Annotated in this window: 23 protein-coding genes, 1 pseudogene and 1 other annotated feature (1 of these 25 only partly in view); of the genes and pseudogenes, 18 read left to right on the forward strand and 6 right to left on the reverse strand. The window is 49.4% G+C overall.

The window, feature by feature from the left end; translation table 11 throughout:
• Positions 1-184, forward strand: a binding site (T-box leader) (it extends 85 nt beyond the left edge of the window).
• A 43-nt stretch (positions 185-227) separates the two neighbouring features.
• Positions 228-1,484, forward strand: a complete 1,257-nt coding sequence (gene tyrS, locus L6H65_RS13160; protein ID WP_236342998.1) for a tyrosine--tRNA ligase — start codon at positions 228-230, stop codon at positions 1,482-1,484.
• A gap of 157 nt (positions 1,485-1,641) precedes the next feature.
• Here the strand turns inward: tyrS and L6H65_RS13165 are convergent.
• A pseudogene (locus L6H65_RS13165) lies at positions 1,642-1,800 on the reverse strand (VOC family protein); the annotation flags it as partial.
• Between the two features lie 133 nt (positions 1,801-1,933).
• Positions 1,934-2,533 (reverse strand): 30S ribosomal protein S4, encoded by a 600-nt coding sequence (rpsD, locus tag L6H65_RS13170; protein ID WP_236342999.1) that lies wholly within the window; start codon positions 2,531-2,533, stop codon positions 1,934-1,936.
• Positions 2,534-2,870: 337 nt separating this feature from the next.
• On the opposite strand from rpsD, the gene L6H65_RS13175 reads away from it, so the two are divergent.
• The 5 genes from L6H65_RS13175 to L6H65_RS13195 all read left to right on the forward strand — a co-directional run bounded on the left by L6H65_RS13175 (position 2,871) and on the right by L6H65_RS13195 (position 7,599).
• The gene (locus L6H65_RS13175; RefSeq protein ID WP_236343000.1) at positions 2,871-4,787 is read left to right on the forward strand and encodes a sensor domain-containing diguanylate cyclase; all 1,917 of its coding nucleotides are present in this window, start codon (positions 2,871-2,873) and stop codon (positions 4,785-4,787) included.
• A 144-nt stretch (positions 4,788-4,931) separates the two neighbouring features.
• A complete protein-coding gene (locus L6H65_RS13180) occupies positions 4,932-5,660 on the forward strand; it encodes a hypothetical protein (protein WP_236343001.1) in 729 nt (242 codons plus the stop codon).
• Positions 5,661-5,733: 73 nt separating this feature from the next.
• The gene (locus L6H65_RS13185) at positions 5,734-6,849 is read left to right on the forward strand and encodes an aminopeptidase (RefSeq protein WP_236343002.1); all 1,116 of its coding nucleotides are present in this window, start codon (positions 5,734-5,736) and stop codon (positions 6,847-6,849) included.
• Between the two features lie 86 nt (positions 6,850-6,935).
• The gene (locus L6H65_RS13190; protein WP_236343003.1) at positions 6,936-7,178 is read left to right on the forward strand and encodes an HPr family phosphocarrier protein; all 243 of its coding nucleotides are present in this window, start codon (positions 6,936-6,938) and stop codon (positions 7,176-7,178) included.
• Between the two features lie 139 nt (positions 7,179-7,317).
• Positions 7,318-7,599: an Fpa/YlaN family protein gene (locus L6H65_RS13195; RefSeq protein WP_236343004.1), complete on the forward strand. Its 282-nt coding sequence runs from the start codon at positions 7,318-7,320 to the stop codon at positions 7,597-7,599.
• Positions 7,600-7,710: 111 nt separating this feature from the next.
• Here the strand turns inward: L6H65_RS13195 and cax are convergent, their stop codons facing one another.
• Positions 7,711-8,772 (reverse strand): calcium/proton exchanger, encoded by a 1,062-nt coding sequence (gene cax, locus L6H65_RS13200; RefSeq protein ID WP_236343005.1) that lies wholly within the window; start codon positions 8,770-8,772, stop codon positions 7,711-7,713.
• Positions 8,773-8,928: 156 nt separating this feature from the next.
• Between cax and L6H65_RS13205 the strand changes: the two genes are divergently transcribed.
• Complete coding sequence (locus L6H65_RS13205) at positions 8,929-9,306, forward strand: Asp23/Gls24 family envelope stress response protein (protein ID WP_236343006.1); 378 nt, start codon at positions 8,929-8,931, stop codon at positions 9,304-9,306.
• Between the two features lie 99 nt (positions 9,307-9,405).
• On the opposite strand, the gene ftsW is transcribed toward L6H65_RS13205, so the two are convergent.
• Complete coding sequence (gene ftsW / locus L6H65_RS13210; protein ID WP_236343007.1) at positions 9,406-10,566, reverse strand: putative lipid II flippase FtsW; 1,161 nt, start codon at positions 10,564-10,566, stop codon at positions 9,406-9,408.
• 18 nt (positions 10,567-10,584) lie between these two features.
• Positions 10,585-10,929, reverse strand: coding sequence for a YugN family protein (locus L6H65_RS13215; RefSeq protein WP_236343008.1), 345 nt, complete (start codon positions 10,927-10,929; stop codon positions 10,585-10,587).
• Between the two features lie 266 nt (positions 10,930-11,195).
• Here L6H65_RS13215 and L6H65_RS13220 point away from each other — a divergent pair, with 266 nt between their 5' ends.
• From L6H65_RS13220 to L6H65_RS13270, 11 genes are all read left to right on the forward strand, one after another.
• Positions 11,196-12,395, forward strand: a complete 1,200-nt coding sequence (locus tag L6H65_RS13220; RefSeq protein WP_236343009.1) for a M20 metallopeptidase family protein — start codon at positions 11,196-11,198, stop codon at positions 12,393-12,395.
• 129 nt (positions 12,396-12,524) lie between these two features.
• A complete protein-coding gene (locus L6H65_RS13225; RefSeq protein ID WP_236343010.1) occupies positions 12,525-12,965 on the forward strand; it encodes a CBS domain-containing protein in 441 nt (146 codons plus the stop codon).
• 176 nt (positions 12,966-13,141) lie between these two features.
• Positions 13,142-14,866, forward strand: a complete 1,725-nt coding sequence (locus L6H65_RS13230) for a DNA repair helicase XPB (RefSeq protein ID WP_236343011.1) — start codon at positions 13,142-13,144, stop codon at positions 14,864-14,866.
• The gene (locus L6H65_RS13235; RefSeq protein WP_236343012.1) at positions 14,863-16,572 is read left to right on the forward strand and encodes a helicase-associated domain-containing protein; all 1,710 of its coding nucleotides are present in this window, start codon (positions 14,863-14,865) and stop codon (positions 16,570-16,572) included. Before L6H65_RS13230 ends, L6H65_RS13235 begins: the two co-directional genes overlap by 4 nt.
• Before the next feature lie 217 nt (positions 16,573-16,789).
• Positions 16,790-17,215 carry a YlbF/YmcA family competence regulator gene (locus L6H65_RS13240; RefSeq protein ID WP_236343051.1) on the forward strand — a complete coding sequence of 142 codons (426 nt, stop codon included), beginning with the start codon at positions 16,790-16,792 and terminating at the stop codon, positions 17,213-17,215.
• 27 nt (positions 17,216-17,242) lie between these two features.
• On the forward strand, positions 17,243-17,506 hold the full coding sequence (locus tag L6H65_RS13245; protein ID WP_236343013.1) for a YlbG family protein: 264 nt from the start codon (positions 17,243-17,245) through the stop codon (positions 17,504-17,506).
• A gap of 192 nt (positions 17,507-17,698) precedes the next feature.
• Positions 17,699-18,136, forward strand: coding sequence for a hypothetical protein (locus L6H65_RS13250; protein WP_236343052.1), 438 nt, complete (start codon positions 17,699-17,701; stop codon positions 18,134-18,136).
• A 236-nt stretch (positions 18,137-18,372) separates the two neighbouring features.
• Positions 18,373-19,890, forward strand: coding sequence for a spore germination protein (locus L6H65_RS13255; RefSeq protein WP_236343014.1), 1,518 nt, complete (start codon positions 18,373-18,375; stop codon positions 19,888-19,890).
• A gap of 14 nt (positions 19,891-19,904) precedes the next feature.
• On the forward strand, positions 19,905-21,071 hold the full coding sequence (locus L6H65_RS13260) for a Ger(x)C family spore germination protein (protein WP_236343015.1): 1,167 nt from the start codon (positions 19,905-19,907) through the stop codon (positions 21,069-21,071).
• Between the two features lie 12 nt (positions 21,072-21,083).
• Positions 21,084-21,320: a hypothetical protein gene (locus tag L6H65_RS13265; RefSeq protein WP_236343016.1), complete on the forward strand. Its 237-nt coding sequence runs from the start codon at positions 21,084-21,086 to the stop codon at positions 21,318-21,320.
• A gap of 5 nt (positions 21,321-21,325) precedes the next feature.
• A complete protein-coding gene (locus L6H65_RS13270) occupies positions 21,326-22,444 on the forward strand; it encodes a GerAB/ArcD/ProY family transporter (protein ID WP_236343017.1) in 1,119 nt (372 codons plus the stop codon).
• A 7-nt stretch (positions 22,445-22,451) separates the two neighbouring features.
• Here the strand turns inward: L6H65_RS13270 and L6H65_RS13275 are convergent, their stop codons facing one another.
• The gene (locus tag L6H65_RS13275) at positions 22,452-23,180 is read right to left on the reverse strand and encodes a ThuA domain-containing protein (protein ID WP_236343018.1); all 729 of its coding nucleotides are present in this window, start codon (positions 23,178-23,180) and stop codon (positions 22,452-22,454) included.
• Positions 23,181-23,238: the final 58 nt, after the last annotated feature.

The raw sequence follows: 23,238 nt of genomic DNA on the forward strand, positions 1-23,238 counted from the left end.
GATTGAATTACCGCCTCGAGCTGAATGGATGAACAGCCATAGCCTTGCACTGGTCAGTAGTCTATTCCGGAGACAATCCGTTATGATAATGAAGTGAGAGCAGCTTCAGAGCGCCAATACAGGCGGTTCTGCCATGCAGCTCTAATTAGGGTGGTACCGCGAGCAAATCCTTCTCGTCCCTTGTGGCGAAAGGATTTTTTTCTATTTCCGGACAGGAGTGAATGTGAATGGTTAAATGGGAAGAGCTTACATCCGAGCAGCAGCAAGAGGTAGAGCGCCAGATGAATGTCATTCGTCGCGGCGTTGTGGAAATTGTGCCGGAGGATGAATTGAAAGCGAAGATTGTGAACGCAGTAGCGACAGGCAAGGCGCTTAAGATCAAGCTGGGACTTGATCCGTCGGCCCCGGATATTCATATCGGACATACGGTTGTACTCCACAAGCTGCGTCAATTTCAGGAGATGGGCCATGAGGTGCAGCTGCTTATTGGTGATTTCACTGGCAGAATCGGCGATCCGACGGGCAAGTCCGAAACCCGCAAGCAGCTGACAGAGGAGGATGTGAAGCGCAATGCCGAGACGTACCAGAAGCAAATTTATAAATTGCTGGACCCGGCTCGCACGAAGCTCTACTACAATTCCGAGTGGCTGGCGCCGCTTAATTTCTCGGATGTCGTTACATTGTCTGCAAAAGTGACCGTTGCGCGCATGCTGGAACGGGATGATTTCACGAAACGGTATCAATCCGGCCAGCCGATCAGCATTCATGAGTTTTTCTACCCGTTGATGCAGGGCTATGACTCCGTTGCTTTGGAGAGCGATGTTGAGCTTGGCGGAACGGATCAGAAGTTTAATCTTCTGATGGGACGCACGCTTCAGAAGGAATACGGCAAGCCGACACAGGCCGCGATCATGACACCGCTGCTGGAAGGGCTCGATGGCGTCCAGAAGATGAGCAAAAGCCTTGGCAACTACATCGGCATCGATGAGGAGCCGAATCAAATTTACGGCAAAGCGATGTCGATTCCCGATGAACTGATGTTGAAATATTACGAGCTTGCCACAGATATTAGCAATGACGAGCTTCAAGCGCTCCGGCAGGGGGTAGAAGACGGAACGAAGCATCCTCGGGATATAAAAATGCAGCTGGCGGCAACGCTGGTGCGCATGTTCCACGGTGAAGAGGCGGCAGTCGCCGCAGAGCAGCATTTCATAACCGTATTCCAGCAGCGCGCGCTGCCTGACGATATTGAAACCGTTGCGCTGGCGGCCTCTGAGCTGGAGGATGGCCGTATTCGCATCGTGAAGCTTCTGACGACATTAGGCTTGCAGGCCTCCGGCAGCGAAGCGAAGCGTAGCGTTCAGCAAGGAGCCGTGAAGATTAATGAAGAGAAGATCGACGACCCGAATGCGGAAATTACACCTGCCGATGGAGACGTCATTCAGGTTGGCAAACGCAAATTCGTCAAGCTGAGCCTGCAATAGCATCGTCAGCACTGTTTTATTGCACCCTTAGCAGCCTCTAATGGCCCTTCTTCCGAGCGGCATTAGAGGCTTTTTATATTGCTGTACTCCCATGTGGGAGGCTCGTCAACTGCTCAGTTATCATTCGCGCTCCATCTTAGACTGCCGCTGTTTTAAATCAACAAAGAACCTCAACTGTAAATCCAACAGGCGCTTGGATATAGAACGTCCAGCCGTGCGACTGTTGTGGAGGTTCCACATCAAAACCATCGTCCTTCATTCGTTGATTGATCTCGTTTACCCAATCCTTGCTTTCTTGAATAAATCCAATATGAAAAATTCAGGTGATTCAATTGCATAGACAGCTCCTCCTCTATGGTTCCACCATTTGTAATGATATTGGATCATAATCGTCAGCGGGACAAAATAAAAAACAGCCCAAGGTTGCCCTTGGACTGTGTGTGAATCTATTAACGGCTGTAGAACTCAACGATTTGTTTCTCGTCGATTTCTTGTGGAAGCTCTGCGCGATCTGGCAGGCGAAGGAATTTGCCTTCTACTGCTGCATCGTTGTATTCCAGGTAGCCTGGAAGATAGTTGCGTCCTTCCAGAGCTTCTTTGATGGATTTCATAGCGCGGCTGCGCTCACGAAGACCGATTACGTCGCCGATTGAAACCGTGTAGGAAGCAATATCGACTTTCTTGCCGTTAACGGTAACATGTCCGTGCGATACAAGCTGGCGAGCGCCTGCACGGGAGTTAGCGAAACCAAGACGGTATACCAGGTTGTCAAGACGGCTCTCAAGAAGGGCCATGAAGTTTTCACCGGCAATACCTTTTTGTTTGGAAGCTTTGTCGAACAGGTTGCGGAATTGCTTCTCATTCATGCCGTACATATGACGCAGCTTTTGCTTTTCTTGCAATTGAATGCCGTAGCCGCTCATTTTCTTGCGTTGACTTGGACCATGTTGTCCGGGTGGAAATGCGCGTTTCAATTCTTTGCCAGTACCGCTCAAAGAAATTCCAAGGCGGCGGCTTAATTTAAACTTAGGACCTGTATATCTTGACATGTGTCGTAAAACTCCTTCTTCAAATGGGATGTTTGAAAATGGGTGTTTCGCCGAGTGCTGTCTGCGCTTGAAGTTCAAGACTTGACAGGAATGTTCAGCCGCAGTCCTGTCAGCGACAGCCTCCATGAGGGTGACACAAAACCGTTCCCATATATTCAACTATAAATATTATATAAATTCTGTTACACTTGTCAAGCGGATTTGATAGCATCTGAAATATTGTTGCATATTGAATCTAAAGACCTAATTTGTTAAGCCTTAAGTAGTGCATATTTTTTGGATATACAGTATGATAATTATATAATTCCTATCGTACTATTCAAAGAGGTGATGCTGTGTGAAAAAACAAATGCTCCATCATAATGATTTCATGACTGATAACAATTGTTCAGGTAACCAGCATGAACCGATTTGGCTAGCGAATACGGCGGATATTAATGAAACGGAATATCATTTTTTGAAGAATGTTCTCGAAAGTTCCTTTCGCCAGTGGCTCAAGGAAGTGGAGGAGCTGGAGATTTTTGACCATGCTCTTGTCCTCTGTGATGCGCAAGGGGGAATACTCCGTTCTGCAGGCAGGAGCACATTAAGTCAAGAGGACAATGCGAAGGTGCAAAGTCTGGCTGCTCTGGCTTGCCGGACGAATGAACAGCAGCAGGATGGCAGGACAGCCGTTCTGCCTATAACAAAGCGCTCCGAGAAGAAAGCGTTTGCGGCTATTGCTGTCGTTGAATCCCTGCGTCAATCGGGTGGAAACTTGTCAATGAAGGCTGCGGTCTTATTGTTCCGCAGTATCGTATATAGAAATTTCGAGCAGATGCTCATCCAGGATTTGTTCAATCAGCAGAAGCTTATCGAGAAGGAAGCCAAGCGGAGAGAAACGATGTTCCAAGTGGCAAAGCGTCTGCATGATCAGAATGATGTCAATGAAGTTTTGAATGTGCTGCTGCTGGATGTTGAGCGGCTGTATCCATACGCGAATTTCGATCTTTATTTGTCCCAAGACCATGTTAATGGCGATGACCGTGTGAAGTCGCTTCTCTTCCGGCAAGCGGACAATGATATTAATGCCAAAGCTTTTCTTGAGGGCAGTCCCATTATCGATAATGATGACAGCGGCATGGTGAAGCTGGCTATACCGATGAGCGGCAAGCAAGCGGTGTATGGCGTCTTCAGCATCGCAATGCGTACCGAGCTTTGGGATGAATCCGATTTAAGAGTATTTATTATGCTGGCCGATACAGCGGGATCGGCATTCGAGAATGCCAAGCTGTTCGAGCAGTCCAATGCATTGATCGGAGAGCTGCAAATCATTAATGAGATTACGAAGCGGCTGAATCAGTCTCTGCGCTTGAATGAAATTTTTCAGTTTGCGATGAATGAGCTGCTAACTATATTTAAAGCAGATTATTGTACGGTGCTCCAGTTGAACAAGGAGACGGAAGGCTTCCATGTTATGTCGAGCAATTTGCCTAAAGAGGTTGAGGAGGGCTTCTCCACCGATTACGGATTTTGCGGCATTGTCTATGAAACGAAGGAGCCGCTGATCATATCCGATTATGCGAGCACGCGTGTCGTCCATTCGCAGCTTATGGATGATACCTCCTCGCGTTCGTTGATCGCGGCCCCCATTATGGCAAGTACGGAAGTTGTCGGAGTCATTATGGTTATGCACCAGAGTCCGAATTATTTCTCTTATGACAACTATAAGCTGCTGCAGATGCTGTCTACGCATATTGGTCTTGCGATATCCAATGCATCCCTTCATGCGGAGGTTCGCCGAATGGTTATTACAGACAACCTCACTGGACTTCATGCCCGCCACTATTTGAACAAGCAAATACAATCAAAACAGCGGAAGGACCCATGTGGTTCATTGGTATTGGTTGATCTGGATCATTTCAAGCGAGTCAATGACACGTACGGACATCTGATCGGCGATCGCATTCTGATTGCTGTAAGCGATGTGATCCGCAGTTGTATCCGAGACTCTGATATTGCTGCCCGCTGGGGCGGGGAAGAGCTGGCTGTCTATTTGCCTCAGATTCGTTCGGAGCAGGCATACCGGATAGCTGAGCGGATAAGGAGCAGGGTTGAGCAGGATACAGACCCTTCCGTAACCGTCTCCTGCGGTATTTCGGAGTGGACCTATGAGGACGAGAAAATAAGTGTTGAATCGCTTTTCTACCGTGCGGATATGGCGCTGTATGAGGCGAAGAATAACGGAAGAAACCGAATTTCCGTCGGCGTGTAACGAATCGCTGACAAGAGGAACACGACTGCCAGCAGTCGTGTTTTTTCGTGCGTCCGCAAATGTATCGCATAAAGAAGCAGGTTGCGACAGAGGATACAGAAGAACGGCTTTGTCACTTGAGATATACGGGAGGAGAATGAATATATGAGACAATGGATTCTAATCGCGCTTCTTCTAATGGCTGGCTGTGCTGCTCCATCTGATAATAAATCGCCAGAGGAGCTTCTATCACTATCGGTTGCGGGTTTGTCCGGGATCGACCATTATATATTCTCAGGTGCAACGGGAATAGCGATAGCAGATGGCAATATGCCGCAGCCGCTAACCTTTAAAGGTGTTGTAGAGGATCATAATCGCATCAGGATGAGCGCTGGCCTGAATGGCAGTACAGGAGAAGGAATGCCCTTCCATCATCCGCTGAAGCTGCTGGAGCATATTCAAGCTCATGCGGATACGATCACACTGATGCCGTCCCAATCAGGAAATCGGACTGCAACGCTGCGTGTAGAGCTGGATGGCGCTTCTGCTCGTCGACAATGGTCAGAGCGGTTGAGAGGTGAATTTGACAAGGTGGCTGGAACAGGCAGAGGCAATGCGAAAGGGAAGACGGCGCCAGCCAGCAAAGCCAGCGCAAGCACAGACTTGGAACGCGAATGGAGAAAGGAGGTGGACCGTTCGCGAAGAAAGCTGGACGAGATGCTGAGGACGTTGAACGTCCAATCGACGTACACCGTAATTGTAGATCGTGTGAAGATGCTGCCGCTTCGCCTTCAGGAGCAAACGCAGCTTCGCTATGAAGCAGGAGGCGAGCCCTATCAGGAATCGCGAAATACTGATATTAGGCTTCAGACGCTGCCAGAGGGCAGGCGGTAAGGCTGCGTGCATGGCGTACTGAAACATGATAGGATGAAGACACGAAGAAAACTTAAATTTAGGAGGTTGCGGAATGCGTGATCGTCGATTGGAAATTTTGGCATCTAATTTGGTTGGTTATTCCATTGATGTACAGCCAGGGGAGAACATACTAATCGATATGATTGGTTCAGAGCGCGAGCTGGCCAAGTGTCTCATTGAGGAAGTCGCCAAGCGAGGAGGCCGTCCCTTTGTCGAGACGAGCGATCGTTCCATTCTGCGCACGATGCTCATGCATGCGACGAAGGAGCAGATTGAGCTGTGGGCCTCATTCGACCTTAGGCGTATGGAGGCAATGCACGGCTATATTGGTATTCGCGCCGGAGAGAATGCCAATGAGCTGGCCGATGTGCCAAGCGACAACATGCGGCTTTATGAATCGCTGTACCGTCACCCCGTACATATTGAGCGTCGTGTGAAGCATACGAAATGGGTTGTGCTGCGCTATCCGAATGCCTCCATGGCGCAGCTCGCCAATAGCAGCACAGAAGCGTTTGAGGATTTTTACTTTGATGTGTGCAATCTCGATTATGCAAAAATGGATCAGGCGATGAACCCGCTGCTGCAATTGATGACCCGGACAGATCGTGTGCGCATCGTTGCGCCAGGTACGGATCTGACTTTCTCGATTAAGAATATCGGGGCGAAGAAGTGCTCCGGCCATCGCAATATTCCAGATGGGGAAGTGTTCTCAGCGCCAATACGCGATTCCGTTCAAGGCACCATTACATATAATACGCCGTCTGTATACTCAGGCATAACGTTCGAGAATATTTCGTTTACGTTCAAGGATGGCAAAATTGTCGATGCAAGGGGCAGCAATACGTCCAAGCTGAATGAAATACTGGATACGGACGAAGGCGCGCGTTACATAGGGGAGTTCAGTCTGGGCTTTAATCCGTACATTCTTCATCCGATGAAGGATACATTATTCGATGAGAAGATAGCAGGAAGCCTGCATTTCACCCCGGGACAAGCTTATGAGGAAACAGATAACGGCAACCGCTCTGCTGTACATTGGGATCTGGTTCTTATACAACGTCCGGAGTATGGCGGTGGCGAGGTTTATTTCGATGATCGCCTGATTCGCAGGGACGGACTTTTCGTTGTGCCGGAATTAGAAGCCTTGAATCCGGAAAATTTGAAATAATAGCCCCTTGAACAGGAATCGAAATCGGGTTATGATGAAGGAAAGCTTTTCTAGCACTTGTATCTAAATACTGGAGGTATACGCCCATGTCCAATAATGCTGCAATCGTAGACATTTCCCAAACAGCCAACAAATTCCGTTCGTCCATCGTTCTTCAAGCGGAGAACAAATATATTGATGTTAAGAGTATTCTCGGTCTCTTTACTACATTGGTAGGCGGACAATCTTACGAATTGCATGTCCATGGTCCAGATGCAGAAGAAGCTAAGGCCGCAATGGCTGAAGTATTCGTGAAACACAGCCTGGATATTAAGATCGTAGCGGAGTAATTCAAGATCTATCGTCGTAAAGCGTCTCATCGAATAATTCGATGGGGCGCTTTGTTGTTTTGACCTTGTACATTCTTCGGTTTTCGTCTAATATAGAGGGTATAGAAGACGGCGAGCAATACGCACAAGGGGGAGTACGATGTCTTCATCCGATGTTCTCATCCATTTGCATCAAAAAGCACTCAATCTCCTTCAGGACGATGCACTCAAAATCGAGAAGCTGATCGAAGTGCAAATGGAAAATTTGACGACGAGAAAATGTCCGCTCTACGAAGAGGTGTTGGACACGCAAATATATGGCTTTTCCAGAGAGGTCGATTTTGCGATTCGAGCTGGCCTGGTGTCTGAGGCGGTCGGCAAAGAAATAATTAGCAAGCTGGAACGAAATCTGGCCCAGCTGTATGAAGCGCTGAATAAGTAAAGTGAGCATCCTGCAGACATAACTTGCGGGGATGCTCTTTTTTTTTTGAAAACTAATCCATACATAAAACAGACGTCCCTAAGGAAACGTCTGTTTTATGCCGCAGCTTTATTAGACAAGATAAAATGCGATGCCCAGTATGATATAGACCATGAGAAGCAGGGCGCCTTCATACCAGTTCGTGGTGCCATCTCTGGAGATGGACTTGGCTATGAAGACGGAGACGCCAATGGCGGCCAGCTCAATCGGTGTGAACAGGATGTCCATCGTATTGCCGGAGAACGCGCTGATGAAGATGAGTACAGGCGCTACGAACAGAGCGATCTGCAAGCTGCTTCCAACAGCAATCTCGACAGCTGCGCCGATCTTGTTCTTCATCGCCAGCATGACGGCGGCGCTGTGCTCGGCAGCATTACCTACGATCGCAATAACAAATGCGCCTACAAACAGCTCGGATAATCCGAAATCAGTAGTGAAGGTGTGCAGCGTGCCGACAAGCCATTCGCTGACCAGAGCCGTCATCGCGGTTGCGACAACAAGGAATATAATGGAGGTTCTCTTGGACCAGGCGGGCTCTTCACCGTGGTCTGCGGAGGTCTCTTCCATCTCAGCGAGCACATCCTTGTGTGTGATCATGGAGAAGACAAGCCAGAGAATATAAGCCACGATCAAAATACCGGCGACAGTCAGGCTGAGAAACTCATCCTGCTGCTTGGTAAAATGCTCGGAGGTTACAAAGATTGCAGGAATAAACAACCCGATTACAGCCAGAATCATAAGCGAAGCGTTATGACCAGCCAATTGAATGTTGAATCGCTGTTCCTTGAACTTGAGGCCGCCAAGCAGAACGCTTAGGCCAAGGACAAGAAGCAGATTTCCGATGATGGCGCCTGTTAGGCTTGCCTTCACCATATCGAAGAGGCCTTCTCTTACGAGGAAAATCGCGATGATCAGCTCTGCGGCATTGCCAAAGGTGGCATTAAGAAATCCGCCCAGTCGCTGCCCGGCGTAGTGCGCCACGCTTTCTGTCGCTTTTCCGAGAAAACCGGCGACGAACAGGATGGCGATAGCTGAGAATATGAACTCGATGATTGCGCCAAAGCCGGCATAATGACTGATGCCGCTTAGAGCAAACATAACGATCAGAGTAATAAAGAATAGTTTCTGTTTCACTTGCAATCCACCTCGTCTTTGGCTTTTGATTGGAATCTGATAACACTATATCGGAAAATTCTTACATTGTAAACTTCCTGTTTGCACGGCTTTTGCCTTGCCTGAAAGTAATTCATCCAGTACAATGGAAACATAAGGTGAAGAGGAGTGTGTGGCATGACAGAGGACCTTCAGACAGGAATTATTCGCATTTCAGATGACGTAGTCGCCACCATCGCGGGACTGGCTGCGCTAGAGACTCCAGGGATAGCCGCGATGTCAGGCGGGATTTCGGAAGGTCTGGCGAAGAAGCTTAGCGGCAAGAACGTGCAGAAGGGCGTCTCGGTAGAAGTGGGACAGCTCGAAGCTGCGATTGACTTGCGTATTATTGTAAAGTATGGCATTCCGATTCAGGAAGTATGCCGACAGCTGCAGGAGAATGTTCGTGAAGCAGTTGAGAACATGACAGGACTTCACGTTATTGAGGTCAATGTTAAAGTAGAAGGCGTTACCTTCAAAGAAGAAGAGGTTGAGGAAGTAGCTCGACTGAAGTAAACTTCAAATGCTCTGTCATATCATTCGTGCGTAGATGCGAATAATGACGATCACAATTAATAAGACGGTATGCTCTTGCAAGAGCATACCGTCTTATTGTTATTGTTTGCGGGCGATCTCTTGCTGATTATGATCGCGTGAAATGCTTAGCAGCACGCCCATGCTGATGAGCGAGACAAGCAGCGAAGATCCGCCATGGCTGATGAACGGAAGGGTAACGCCGGTTATTGGCATTGTACCGGTAACGCCGCCAATGTTAATGATCGCCTGTATCGCAAACATCCCGACGATCCCGACACCGATGATCGTACCGTATATATCGGAGCAGCGCAGGGCGATAATAAGGCCTCGCCACAAGAACAATAAATAGAAGAGCAGGAAGAACACGCTGCCGATAAAGCCGAACTCCTCGGCAATAATGGAAAATATAAAATCGCTGTAGGCGTATGGCAAATACTTTAACTTCTGAACGCTATGGCCGAAGCCCGCACCAGTAAAACCGCCATGACCTAAAGCCTGCAAGGATTGGGAGATATGATAGGTAGAATCCAGCTCATCCGATTGTGGGTCCATAAAGGCCGTAAACCGGTCAATCCGGTAATCCCATTTGGCAGGATTATTCATCATGGAGATGCTAGCCCATGCTGCGACTATCGTAGAGATAATAATACCTGCGAGAAACAGCTGTTTTAAGTTTGCGCCTCCAGCGACTATAATAATAAGCGCGCAGGAAGCAAGCACAATACTAGAGCCAAGATCGGGCTGAAGCATAATGAGTCCGCATATAATGCCGACAATAATGAAGACGGGCATCAGCCCCTTCTTGAAATCACGGAACTTCTCGCCCTTCTTGGCAATGAGCGAACCCAAATAAAGAATGAGACCTAGCTTGGCAAATTCCGTTGGTTGAATGCTAATTCCGCCAATTTGCAACCAGCTTCGTGCACCATTTATCTCGACGCCGATGATTGGGACAAGAGCAAGCAAGATCATGACAGGGATGAAATAAATAATGAAACCCTTCTTAAATGCCGGGTAGGGGATATTCATAATGAACAGCATCATGACAATGCCAATAATGGCAAAGATCACTTGACGTTTGGTGAAGTGGAAAGCATCGTAGTTGAACTTCTCAGTTATGACCGCGGTATTGGAGCTTGCGCTGAAAACCATTACAAGTCCAAAGCCGACAAGCAGCAGAGTAAGGACGAGTAATAAAAAATCCGGCCTGCCGCGCAGGCCGTTCGTTGTGTTCTTCATTCCGTTAATGGCTGCGAATTAAACCAGCAGCTTCTTCAATTCTTGCAATCGCTGTGTAGCAGCATTCAGAATCGGCTGCGGTACTGGCGATTCATAATCTAGACCGTGTGGAAAAGTAGCTCGTCCTATGTATACGGATTCCACTTGAAGCACGGCGTGTGAGGATTCCAGCTTGCCTTCCACTGCGCGGACGTTGAAACGCAAGAAGTACTCCTCACGATTGGTGCGGTCTTCCAGTTTCAAATCATAGGTAGCTCTGTAATATTCCCACTGCCAACGAACAAATCCCAGTTTGTCAGCGGATTCGTCCAAATGAGCCAGTTCGCTCGTTAAACCGTTAAGGCCTGTATTTTCAATAATCATATTGATCCTCCTAAGCATATGCTACGTTTTCTGATGTACAGCTTCTCGCTTTGTTATAGAAGAAACACGCTTGTATGGCTGGTTTCTCTTATCATGATAGTATGTTTCCCCTGCCAGCGCAAGCCTTACTCAGCCTGTGCTTCACGTTCAAAAGTGACATTTTTACGAAAAATCGGGGCTCGCTGAGGCGAAAGAACTTTCGGGAACTTCCCGCCATCTGATACAATAGGCACAAGAGCATGATCGAAAGTGAGGCGAGTGCATCTATGGGTAGCAAAGTGGAGACGGAAATGCTGCTGAAATCCATTTATCCGGATATGATTCAGTGGCGCAGATATTTGCATCGACATCCCGAGCTTTCGTTCCAGGAGAAGGAAACATCCCGCTGGATTGCAGAGCGGCTGCAGGAGATAGGCTGCGAGGTTGAAATAGGAATCGGAGGCTACGGTCTTATTGCCAGAATTCGCGGGGATCGGCCTGGGCCAGTTGTCGCCTTGCGAGCCGATATTGACGCGCTTCCTATACAAGATGAGAAGACATGCGATTATACATCATCGGTTCCCGGTGTTATGCATGCTTGCGGGCATGACGCCCATACTGCATCCATGCTTGGGATTGCCCGCTATTATTGCTCGCAAAGAGAGAATCTGTCGGGCGAGCGCAGACTGCTCTTCCAACCAGCTGAAGAAGTGACGCCTGGCGGTGCGCTGGGAATGATCCAATCGGGTGCGCTTGAGGGCGTTGATGTCATATTCGGTGTTCATCTATGGACACCGCTGCCATATGGGATCGTCTCCTCCAAGGGAGGGGCATTCATGGCAGCTCCGGATGAGATTAGCATCGAGATTGCCGGACAGGGAGGGCATGGAGGTTTGCCGCATGATACGGTGGATTCCATCTACATCGGTTCTGCACTCGTACAAGCGATGCAATCCATTGTGAGCAGAAATGTGAATCCGCTTGAACCCGCAGTTGTCTCCATCGGATCGTTCCAGGCGGGGACGATCGGCAATGTCATTGCCGAGCGATGTCAATTGCTCGGTACGGTCCGCACCTTCAACGAAGCGACGCGCGATAGGATCCGGGAACGTCTGGAAACGTTGGTGAGTCAGACAGCAGCGATGCATAGGGCGACAGCCAAGCTGGACTACCGATTAGGTTATCCGCCGGTCGTCAATGACGAGGAGGAGGCTCGGCGATTCTTTCAGGTCGCGGAGGAGCAATTCGGCAAGGCGGCTGTACAGGTCTCCGAACCAATAATGGTCGGTGAGGATTTCTCGTATTATTTGCGGGAGAAGCCGGGCTGCTTCATGTTTGTCGGGGCAGGCAATGAGGCCTGCGGCGCTGTCTATCCCCATCATCATCCCAAGTTTGATGTGGACGAGCGGGCGATGCTTATATCTGCTCAATTAATGATTGCAATGGCGGAGGATTATATATCCGAGCATTCTGCGAACACCGTATAACATCAAATGCCAGCACCGTGTTAGAATGAACGGTGGCGCAAACGGCAACTCTAAACGATGGAATAAGGCACAGGAACATCGCTTGCTGTTCTCTGAGCTATTATGACACCATCCGAGGAGGAAGCTGTGATGAAAACGGTCAAAGACATCATGTCCACAGATTGTATTACCGCTACAACGAAAGATAATATTTATGAGCTTGCCGTATTAATGAAACAGCATGATATCGGATTTATTCCCATTGTGGAAGGGAAGAAATTGATTGGCGTCGTCACCGACAGGGATTTGGTAACGCGCGGCTATGCAGAGAAGCATTCCGGCTCCACCGCTGTTTCCGAGGTGCTGACAAACGATATAAAAACAATTGCTTCTACTACATCGGTTGATGAAGCGGCGAGATTGATGGCCAGCAACCAGATTCGCAGATTGCCTGTTGTAGATAATGGCACGCTGATCGGGGTTGTTGCGATTGGCGACCTTGCTGTGAGGGAAATTTTCGTCAATGAAGCAGGTGATGCTCTGAGCGGCATTTCGGAGCAGGAGCACCGTGAACAGGCATCTATTCACTAAAGTTGAACGAGCGCGATTCGGTGCAGACCGACCGCGCTCGTTTTCTATATATACAACTGTCCAAGGCATACATATTCTATTCGCTTTCAGCATAAAAGAAGGGCATTTATTTCATACTGTTTAGAAGATGGAGATGGTCCATTCGTAACGGACATATAAATGGGAGCTGATGAAGAATGAATCGAGAAGATGGCCCTCTTATGCTGCAAGGCGACCTGACGGTGCTGCTGGATGAGCGTCACCCGAAAGCCGATGCCGCCCGGGAGAAGCTGTCGCAATTTGCGGATCTGATCAAGCGGCCAGGACATATCCATACCTATCGGATGACGCCGCTATCGTTGTGGAACGCTGCCGCCTCTCAATTATCCGCTGCTGACATCATCGCTTGGCTGAAGCAATATAGCCGTTATGAGCTGCCTCTGCGTTCAATAAGCCAAATTCGGATGCTTGCTGAACGATATGGCCAGCTTATGCTTGAACGTTCAACGGACGGAGGATTGCTGCTCCATGGGAATGAAGTCTTGCTGCAAATGCTGTCCCAGCAGTCTTCAATCCGCTCCTATCTGTCAGCAGGACAGAGAGAGGGACAGCGGGCTGCAAGAGCCGATTGTCGCGGCCTGCTCAAGCAGGAGCTGGTCAGACTCGGCTATCCTGTTGTTGACGGAGCAGGCTATCGGCGGGGCGAAGAGCTGACTGTGGGACTGAGATGCAGAATAGGAAGCGGCAGCCAATTTGAACTGCGGGATTACCAGGAGCATGCTGTTAATATGTTCTATCGGGCGGATCGGGATGATGGCGGCAGCGGGGTATTAGTATTGCCATGCGGCGCTGGGAAGACGGTGATCGGAATTGCAGCGATAGCAAGGCTGGGCTGCGAGACGCTGATCCTCACGTCGAATGTGACCTCTGTCAAGCAGTGGAAGCAAGAGCTCATAGACAAGACCACGTTGGCAGACCATGAGATCGGCGAATATGCGGCTTCCTGCAAGCAAGTCTGTCCGGTTACAATTGCGACCTATCAAATATTGACATACAAGCATCAGCGCTCGGATGAATATGCTCACATGAAGCTTTTTCAGGAACGCAATTGGGGGCTCATTATTTACGATGAGGTTCATCTGCTGCCAGCGCCGGTATTTCGGATGACGGCTGATCTTCAGGCGACAAGGCGTCTTGGACTGACAGCGACTTTAATTAGAGAGGATGGGAGGGAGGAGGATGTGTTCTCTCTGATCGGACCGAAAAGGTTCGATATGCCATGGAAGACGCTGGAATCTGCGGGAGCTATCGCTGCGGCGGAATGCTTCGAAATACGCGTGCCCTTTGCGCATGGGGATCGGGCTGCTTACGATAATGCTGAAGCAAGGACAAAGGCTCGTCTGGCCGGCGAGAACAAGGAAAAGCTAGAAACGGTAAAATGGCTGCTGAGCATGCATCCAGGCAGGCAAATACTGATAATAGGCCAATACCTTCAGCAGCTTCATGCTGCTGCTGCTGCGCTGCACGCGCCATTATTGACCGGCGAGCTGCCTCATCAGGAGCGGGAGAAGCTGTATAAGCGGTTCAAGGATGGAGAAATTGAGGTTCTTGTCGTGTCCAAGGTGGCGAATTTTGCTGTTGATCTGCCTGACGCAGCCGTTGCCATCCAGCTCTCCGGCAGCTATGGATCAAGGCAAGAGGAGGCGCAGCGGATTGGTCGGATACTGCGTCCGAAGAGAAGCGATAACAGAGCATGGTTTTATACGCTTGTTACGGAGGGAACGAAGGAAACCGAATTCGCCCGCAAGCGGCAGCTTTTTATGCTGGAGCAGGGGTATCCCTACGACATTTGCTGCTGGCAGCCATCGATTGGTCGAACAGTCAAGGAATCGCCAGCCCAGATAGAGGAGGCGGCACAATGAATCTTCGGGATATGATCGATAAGCTCTCTTATTCACAGGTAGAAAGATTTGCTCAATCCACGATTTGGTCGCATATGGATTTGGAGGAATGGATGAAGGACTCTCCGTTGGCGCTGGATGGCGTACATGCCGCTTGGTCCAAGCTTTCGGGTCAGCAATGCAAGGTGCTCGCAACGATTGTCAGTCGGTTCGGAGCATCGCCTTTTCTGGAGGAACAGCTGCTGCAGGAGGCGGATAGAGGAATGACAGGCTCGGCCTATCGGCTGGGCCTGCTTTCACTTGCAGAAGCCGGAATCGTCTTCATTGTAAGGAAAGGCTGGGGAGAACGGCTTTATTTTCTCCCGCGTGATATGTATTTTCACTGGCATCGCATTATCTATGAACGTCATACGGGCGTTAAGCCGTTAGCGGAGACAGCGGCGTTCTGGAGCGACAGGGTGACGCCGCCAATGCTAAGCTTGCAGCTGCTGCATACGCTTGCCGAGCTTCAGAGATCCGGGATGAAATGGACGGCAAAGCGCCTGCTCTCTAAACGAACGATAGATAGAAGCGCAGCTCATATTATGATCAAGCAATGCGCTGCGCTGGATCTTATATTCGGATCGTCCAGTAGTCCTCCGCTGATCGGCTATCCGCTGCCGCTTGCCATTGTGCTGGATCTTGCTATGAGATGCCACCTGCTTGCAGCTGCTCCGGCAGCCTTCTTCATACAGGAGAAAAAGCTGGCTGAATGGCTCCGTTTAACGATGGAGGAGCAGGAGGAGAGGCTTCTGCGAATGGTTATGGAGCAGTATGCGGTTCGCTGTCCAAGCTGTGCTCATGCTGCCGCAAGGCTTAGCGGCTTGCCCATGCTCCAATGGTTCGAGATAGAGATAGAGGATGCCTCTGCTCAGCATTGGTGCGAATGGATGGCGGATATGGGATGGATGGAGCTGGCGTGGAGCGAAGGGAAACAAGTGTTTCGATGGCTTGTCACACCCTGGCCTTACGAACGGCGCAAGGCTGCCGCCAGCGATGCTCATAACAATAATCAACGCATAGCGATTGCGTCAGATGGCAATATCTATGTTCCGCCATATGCATCATCAGCTCTTCGATGGCAGATGGAGATGATCGCTGAGCGCGAGCAAAGTGAATCAATTGCTGTCTATCGCATGAATGTACGCTCTCTCAAGCATGCGGCCGGGCTAGGTTACACACCACAGCAAATTGCGGAGCTGCTGGAACATGCATCGGGTGAGCGCTTGCCGGATCTTGTATACGCCGATTTATCCAGCAGCATGAACAATGACGCGCTGGATATGCAAAGGATTCTTAATTTGGGAAGCGATGGGTCGGAACAACGCACAGCAGCGCTCCTTCATGATCCTGCTTCATGCCATTTGTATGAGCCAATCGTTGATTTTCCAACGGGGAAATCTTTATTTCAAGGTCTGGAAGAAACACCGTCCAACTGGCTGAACCAATATCGGAATTACCATCATACGACAAGAAGGGAGCTGCTGGAGCGTGCTTTAAGCTGGCGGATATCGGTTAAACTACAATGTGGGGAAGACGCGGTTTCCTTCGTGCCGGAACGAATCGAAACAGCGGCTGACGGCTGGGCTGTGGTCGGGTATACAGAAAAAACTGGCGACATTCTCCATATGAGACTGGAGCCTGCCATGTGGCAGGAGATGATGCTGGAGTTTCCACATCCTCATTAAAGGCGGCAGCATTGGAAGAACGGGAAGGATGCGAAAGGCAACTCTACCTTTTCAAGCCCTTCATATGGTATGATAGTATGCAGGCAGTTGCCTAATCCAGCGCAAAGGGGTGAATGCAGTGCAAGCGATGTCAACGACAGAACAAGCCGAATTCACTTGGAGCGAATGGGACGGGTTGCCACTTGAAGGAGAGGGAAACATATCTCCGACGATCGATATGGCGACACTGCTCCTGAACGCTTACGAGCTAGGCGATATGATCAACCAGTCGGCCGAAGTTGCCGAATATGCATATTGGAAGAATATAGTAGATGGGGATGAGCGTGTACACGACCTTGTGAAGCAGTTCGACAAGGCCAAGGAGCTGTTCGTGGAGTGCGAGCGTTTCGGTCGGTTTCATCCCGACTATCATTCTGCCAAGGGTGGGGTGGAAGCGATTCAGCTTCAACTGAATGAGATCGATTGCGTGAGCCGCTTCAAGGCGGCCGAGCAAGCGGTAGATGATCTGCTATTCAGTATCGCAAGCGAAATCGCTGGATCCGTATCGGACACCATCAAGGTGCCCAGCAATGATCCGCTTGTTAAAGGCGGGGGATGCAGCAGCGGAGGCTCATGCGGCTGCAGCAGCGGGAGCTGCGGATAAGGGAGAGAAGAGAACGGAGGGGCTTAGATGTTTTCAGAGCGCGTTGGTTACATTATTTGGGTCAGCGATCTCAAAGCGGCCCGCTCATTAGAAAAGTACGGCTCGGTTCATTACATGTCGCGAAAGCTGTATTATGTGGTCATGTATATGAATGCTGATCGTGCAGATGAAGTTATTCGCAACATTCAGCGCTTTTCTTTCGTTAAGAAAGTTGAACGTTCGTATCGCAATGAGATTAAAACCGAGTATACAAGCAACGAACCAGACAAATCTCGGTTTTACAGTTTGTGATTTTTACAGGCGACCGAAGCCGGTAACGGAATGGCGCCTATTTTTTTGTATTTTTTAACCCAAAATGTTACAATAATGGGGTGAGATTATTTTTTTGTTGAAAAACTGAACAGTCATGCTACAATGAAAGCGTAATATGGGATGGAGAAATAGATACTTAGACCTAATTCTCATCGGAAGGGGCGGTTCGTGTTGAAGGATAAAATGACGGAAAGGTGGAACACTTACGAGTCGTTTCACATCGTTCTAGGCGACAAGAAGGTAGCGGATATTGTCATCACGAACCATGCCAAAATCCGTTGGTCGGACCGTGTGGAAAACGAGAAAACTGGCTTTGAGGATATCGCGGATTTTATGTGGCAATGTTTGAAGCAGGGACGAATCGAGCCCTATTATAGAAATGAAGAGGATGTTTATTTGATCGATGACGATCTTGTCTTTGTGGCTGAGTTCGCAGCATTGGATAAAGAGACGGATCTCGCAGGAAATCCCCTTCACAAAATGATCGTCGTTACGTTCCTGGGACGCATGTCTGAGACTATAGAACTACGTGACTTAAAGTCCTATTATTCCTGGCTGCGACATTCCAGAAGGATGACCCTCATAAAAAATAGCAGGAAAAGGAAATGATTGGCGATTATATTTCCTTTTTATGCAAGAGGGACGCGTTGCAGCGAAAAAGAAAAGTGGTTTTTACAAATTTCTTACAGATAAAAATGAGTATTGGAGGCCTGAAGGGCATCTCTCCAATACTCATTTTTATTTGGCCCGTGTTTTGGCAGACGAGGCGTAACACTGCATAATTTTCTCAATAATTGCAAATCATATCATTCATTAAACAGGGGTAAAGGGATGGTGATGGCGACATGACTGCAACCAAGTCCTTTAATGTGCAACTAACTCCGATTTCTTGCAAGCTGGAGGAGAATAGAGAACGGATGGAGCAGATATTGGGCGATTGCCATGACCTGTCTATTTTACCGTGGCAATATGGGCCGGATATGTCGCGCAGTGCAGTATCCTTTTATTTTGATACGATCGTGATGAACAAGCAAGTGAACTATATGAAGAGTGTGCTTCAAGATATGGTCTTTCATGAGGTTGGTCCTGGAACAGAGGTAACGACGGAGAGCATCATTCATTTTTTCGAGCAAAAGGGAGTAAACGCACAATCGGCCGAGCTCGTTAGCAATCTGGACGCAGCCGTTAATAGGGTGCTGGATGGGTATGTTGTCATCCTGTACGATGGATGGAACAAAGCGCTATGCTTCCCGGCGACCGGTGTGGAGACAAGGCAAATTTCGGAGCCTGTCAATGAGGCGGTCGTGCAGGGTCCACGTGAGAGCACGGTTGAAAATTTGAAGAAAAACATTGCGCTTCTCCGTATCAGGCTGAAAAGCGCCAAGCTCAAGCTGGTCACTCTTGAAGGCGGCGGGGAGACGCGGACAACGATCGCTTATCTCTACTTGAAAGGCGTCATTCATGAGGAGCTGCTGGCGGAGTTCAAGCGAAGAATCGTTAGAGTGAAGGAACTGGACATTATGGAGACCTCCTATATTGAGGAATTGATACAGGACTCTCTGTACTCGCCGTTTCCGCAGTATCGCATTACTGAGCGTCCGGACGTTGCGGTCGCTTCATTGATCGACGGTAAAATTGTTGTGTTGTCACAGGGTAGCGGCTCCATGCTGATATGCCCAGGTTTATTCGTCGAGATGCTGCAAGCATCTGAAGATTATTATCAGCGGACGTTAGGTGCTACGTTGATCAGATGGGTGCGTATCGTTGCCTTTTTCCTGGCTTTGACATTGCCAAGCATCTATATCGCGTTGACAACCTTTCACCCGGAAATGATCCCCACCGTTCTTCTGCTGGCCATTCTCGACGCTCGTGAAGGTATTCCTTTCCCGGCTTTTGTTGAGGCATTAATAATGGAATTTTTCTTCGAGCTATTGCGGGAAGCAGGCATTCGGCTGCCCCGGCCTGTCGGATCTGCAGTCAGCATTGTTGGAGCGCTTGTCATTGGAGAAGCGGCGATCAACGCAGGAATCGCTTCTCCTATAATGGTGGTCATGGTAGCTTTGACCGGCATCGCTTCCTTTTCTATTCCCCAATATAATATGGCAATTGCGCTGCGCATTATGCGATTTCCAATGATGGTCATGGCCTCCTTCATGGGGGGCTTCGGAATACTGTTCGGTTTATTAGTTATTTTGTGGCATATGATGACTTTGCGAACGCTGGGGCAGCAGTATATCAGTACTATGCATTGGTCAGGCCCGCAGCAGCTGTTGAATGTATTTATACGCGCCCCTATCCAATACTTGAACCGTGCCTCTCATCGAAAGCAAGGAACGGGTCAAACGCCGCAGCCTAATGAATGATGAGATGGGCACATATGAAGAAACAGCTTGTGATGATTATCCTTGCTGCCCTTGTTGCGACTGTTCTGTCGGGGTGCTGGAATCGGGCAGAATTGCCGGAGAAAGGGTTTGTAATGGGCGTTGCCATTGATAAAACCGACGAGGGCAAATTTAAGCTCACCACTCAGATCTATAAACCGGCGCAGAAAACGAGCACACAAGGAGGAGGCTCCGCCTTGTCTTACGTCATTATTGAGACAGAGGATGAAACGCTCTTCGAGGCGGTTCGGGACATTACGATTCAGGTTGGCCGTCGTGCACAATGGGCGCATATGCGGGTGATCCTGCTTGGCGAGGATGTGGTGAGGAAGGAAGATATCGGGTCTGTGCTGGAATATTTCTACCGTGATCACGAGGCCCGACTTACGACGAAGGTTCAGATCACGCGGGGCAAAGCTGGCGGCTACATGAAGGTGAAGCCCAAAATCGAACAGACAGTCAGTCAGCAGATGAATCGGATTCAGAAGGCGGTAGCCAGAAATTCCGGCAAAACAACCGATATTAATCTGCTGAGACTAGCTCATTATCTCAAGAGCGAGGTGCCGAATGTTGCGATTCCACTGGCCTCCCGCGCGAAAGACAGTCAGTCCTCGATTCCAATCGCCGGCGCAGCAATGATCAAGAAAGGGAAGATGATCGGCAGCCTGAGCGGAAAATCAATGGAAAGCTTGACGATGCTGACCAATCAATATCGGAAGGGAGTGCTTCAATTTATGCCAGTCCCTTCCGAGAAGGACGAAATTCAGGGTGTTGAGAATATTGAAGTTGAGGAGGTGCGCACGAATTGGAAGCTTGCGATAGAGGGGGATGCCGTACGGGCTGTCTTGAAGGTTAATGTTGTAGGCAATATCGGAGAATTGAAATATACGAAGCTTGAAACGCGCGAGGATGAGTTGAAGTTGAGAATGCAAGTGCAGCAGTCGGTAAAGAATCAGCTTCATAAGATCATTTCTCTGCTGCAGAAGAAGAGGATCGATTTACTGGATCTCGGCAACCGGATTTATCGGGAGAAACCTCAGCTATGGAAGAAATGGAAACCCGATTGGGAACGCCGGTTTGCGGAAAGCAAGTTTGATATCGAGGTTTCGGTTGATCTGAAGAGTACGCTGACAACGATCGGCAAGCCGTTTCAATCGAGGTAGGAGTGTGTACCATTGACAGAGAAGTTGCTGGTTCTGATGACGATCTGCAGCATTACGCTCCTTACAGATTTGCGGAAGCTGATGGGTATGACATCCCGCTCAAAGCTGGTGTATGCCGGAATCATGCTGCTTGTGCTGTATGCGAGCGTTGACTATCTGCTGGTGAAGGAATTGCCGGATTTGCATACGCTTGTCGATCTTGTTCTGATTGAACCGGCCCGGGCGATTGTCCAAGCATTGAAGGGATGATGACTATGATGAAGGGCAAAGAATCGATCAACAATATGCAGATGGTATTCTTGTTCTTCGGCTACCTCATCGGCTCGGTGCTTATTATTATCCCGGGTCCATTGGTTACGATGGCTAAAAATGCGGCATGGATATCCATTCTGATCGCGATGGCTTTCGGCATTTTGCTGCTTCAGGTCATCTTATATTTGCAGCGCAAGCACGCAGGGCTCACTTTCATCGGCTATAGCAGGAAGCTGGTCGGATACTGGCCTACTGTGGTCATTGCTGGTTTGATGCTGACGATGGCATTCCATATGGCCGCCGGGATTTTTCTCGATGTGGCGGGTTTTATGAACAGCATGATGATGCCCGAAACACCGCCATATGTTTTTATGGGGCTCATGTTCATCATTGCTGCCTTGCTGCTTCACTCCGGCATCGAAGCGATTGCCCGGATATTCTCCATTCTTGTCCTTATTATGCTGCTGTTCTGGTTCGTCGTTCTGGTGCTGCTGATCCCGAGCTATCACCCGGAATTTCTGCGACCCATATTGCCGGATGGATACAAGCCCCTGCTGCTGGGAACCTATTTGTCATTCGGCATCCCCTTTGGAGAAGTGATATTATTTGCGCTTGTGCTGCCTTATGCGGGCATCAAACAAATGAAAGGCTTGAACAAAGCTTTGGTTTGGACGATGATCGGATGCGGAGTCGTATTAATGCTGTCGACAGTCTGTACGATCATGGCTCTTGGACCATTTGCGGCGGAGAAGAAATATTCCCTGTTCACGCTTGCACAATTGGTTGAGATTGGAGATATTATTGAACGGATTGAATCGATCTCCGGCATGACGATGATTCTCGGTTCTCTAATGAAAGGGACAGTGACACTGTTTGCTATTCAGACGATAATCGCGGATGTGTTTGGCATCAAGGACAGCAGGATGCTAACGAATCCGCTATGTCTGCTATCGATGCTGATGGCGATGACATTGCCCGCTACAATGCAGGAATGGGAAGAGATGGTGTTTGTCGTTCACCCTCTGTGGGTGGGCGTCGTCTATATGATTCCGGTCCTCCTGCTGGCTGCCGTAACTTTAGTGAGGGGCGGGCTCAAAGCTCACGATGCGCAGCGCGAATAAGGAGGTTCTAAATCGCCGCTTGCCGAGCGGCCCATATCATTCCGCGCCTTGTCATCGCCAGTACTGGAGGAATAAGCAAGGTCTCGGGATAATGGCCTAAAGTGTGGGCGAATACGCGGCCTTTGCCGTACATTTTGACCCAGGCGACCGGCATTGTTACCGGTCTCCATACCTCTGGCGGAATCGCGACAGGGAAGAGGGTGTCCGCAAGGACGATATTTGCCGGATCGATCAGCATATAATACTGCTCGGTCGTAATTGCAAAGTCGGACAAGCCCACTGTTATCGGACTGGGAACTTTCGTGAAATTCACACGGTAATGGGCCTTCAGATCACCGGGATGAACGACATACTGCGCACCGACCATCTGCTGATACCGAACCTCGCAGCGAAAAGCATCTGTAATTCCCCCGTGCACACCTGCCAGTCCAGAACCGCCAATACTGACAGCTTCCAGCAAGTTATCCAGCTGCGGCGGGGTCAGCGTGCCGCCCGTCCAGACCGGGACGATAAGATCCGCCGCTGCCAGCGTATCCTTATCGAGAAAGACGTCTAGCGAATCCGATATTTCGACCTCGAATTGCGCCTGCACCAGCAATCCCGCCAAGAGGGCGGCGATTTCCTTTGGGTGATGCCCTGCAAACCCTCCTTGAACAATAAGCGCCTTTTTGACGCGCTGTGAGAAGAGGCTGGACCTGTCGTGCCCTTTAATGCTGAAGTTGACGCTTGTCGGCATGGCGACTGAACCTCCCGTTCCTGCTTCACTGCAAGCTTTGGAACCAGTATATGCAGTT

The organism is Paenibacillus plantiphilus (genome assembly GCF_927798095.1).
GTDB classification, from domain to species: Bacteria; Bacillota; Bacilli; order Paenibacillales; family Paenibacillaceae; genus Paenibacillus_Z; species Paenibacillus_Z plantiphilus.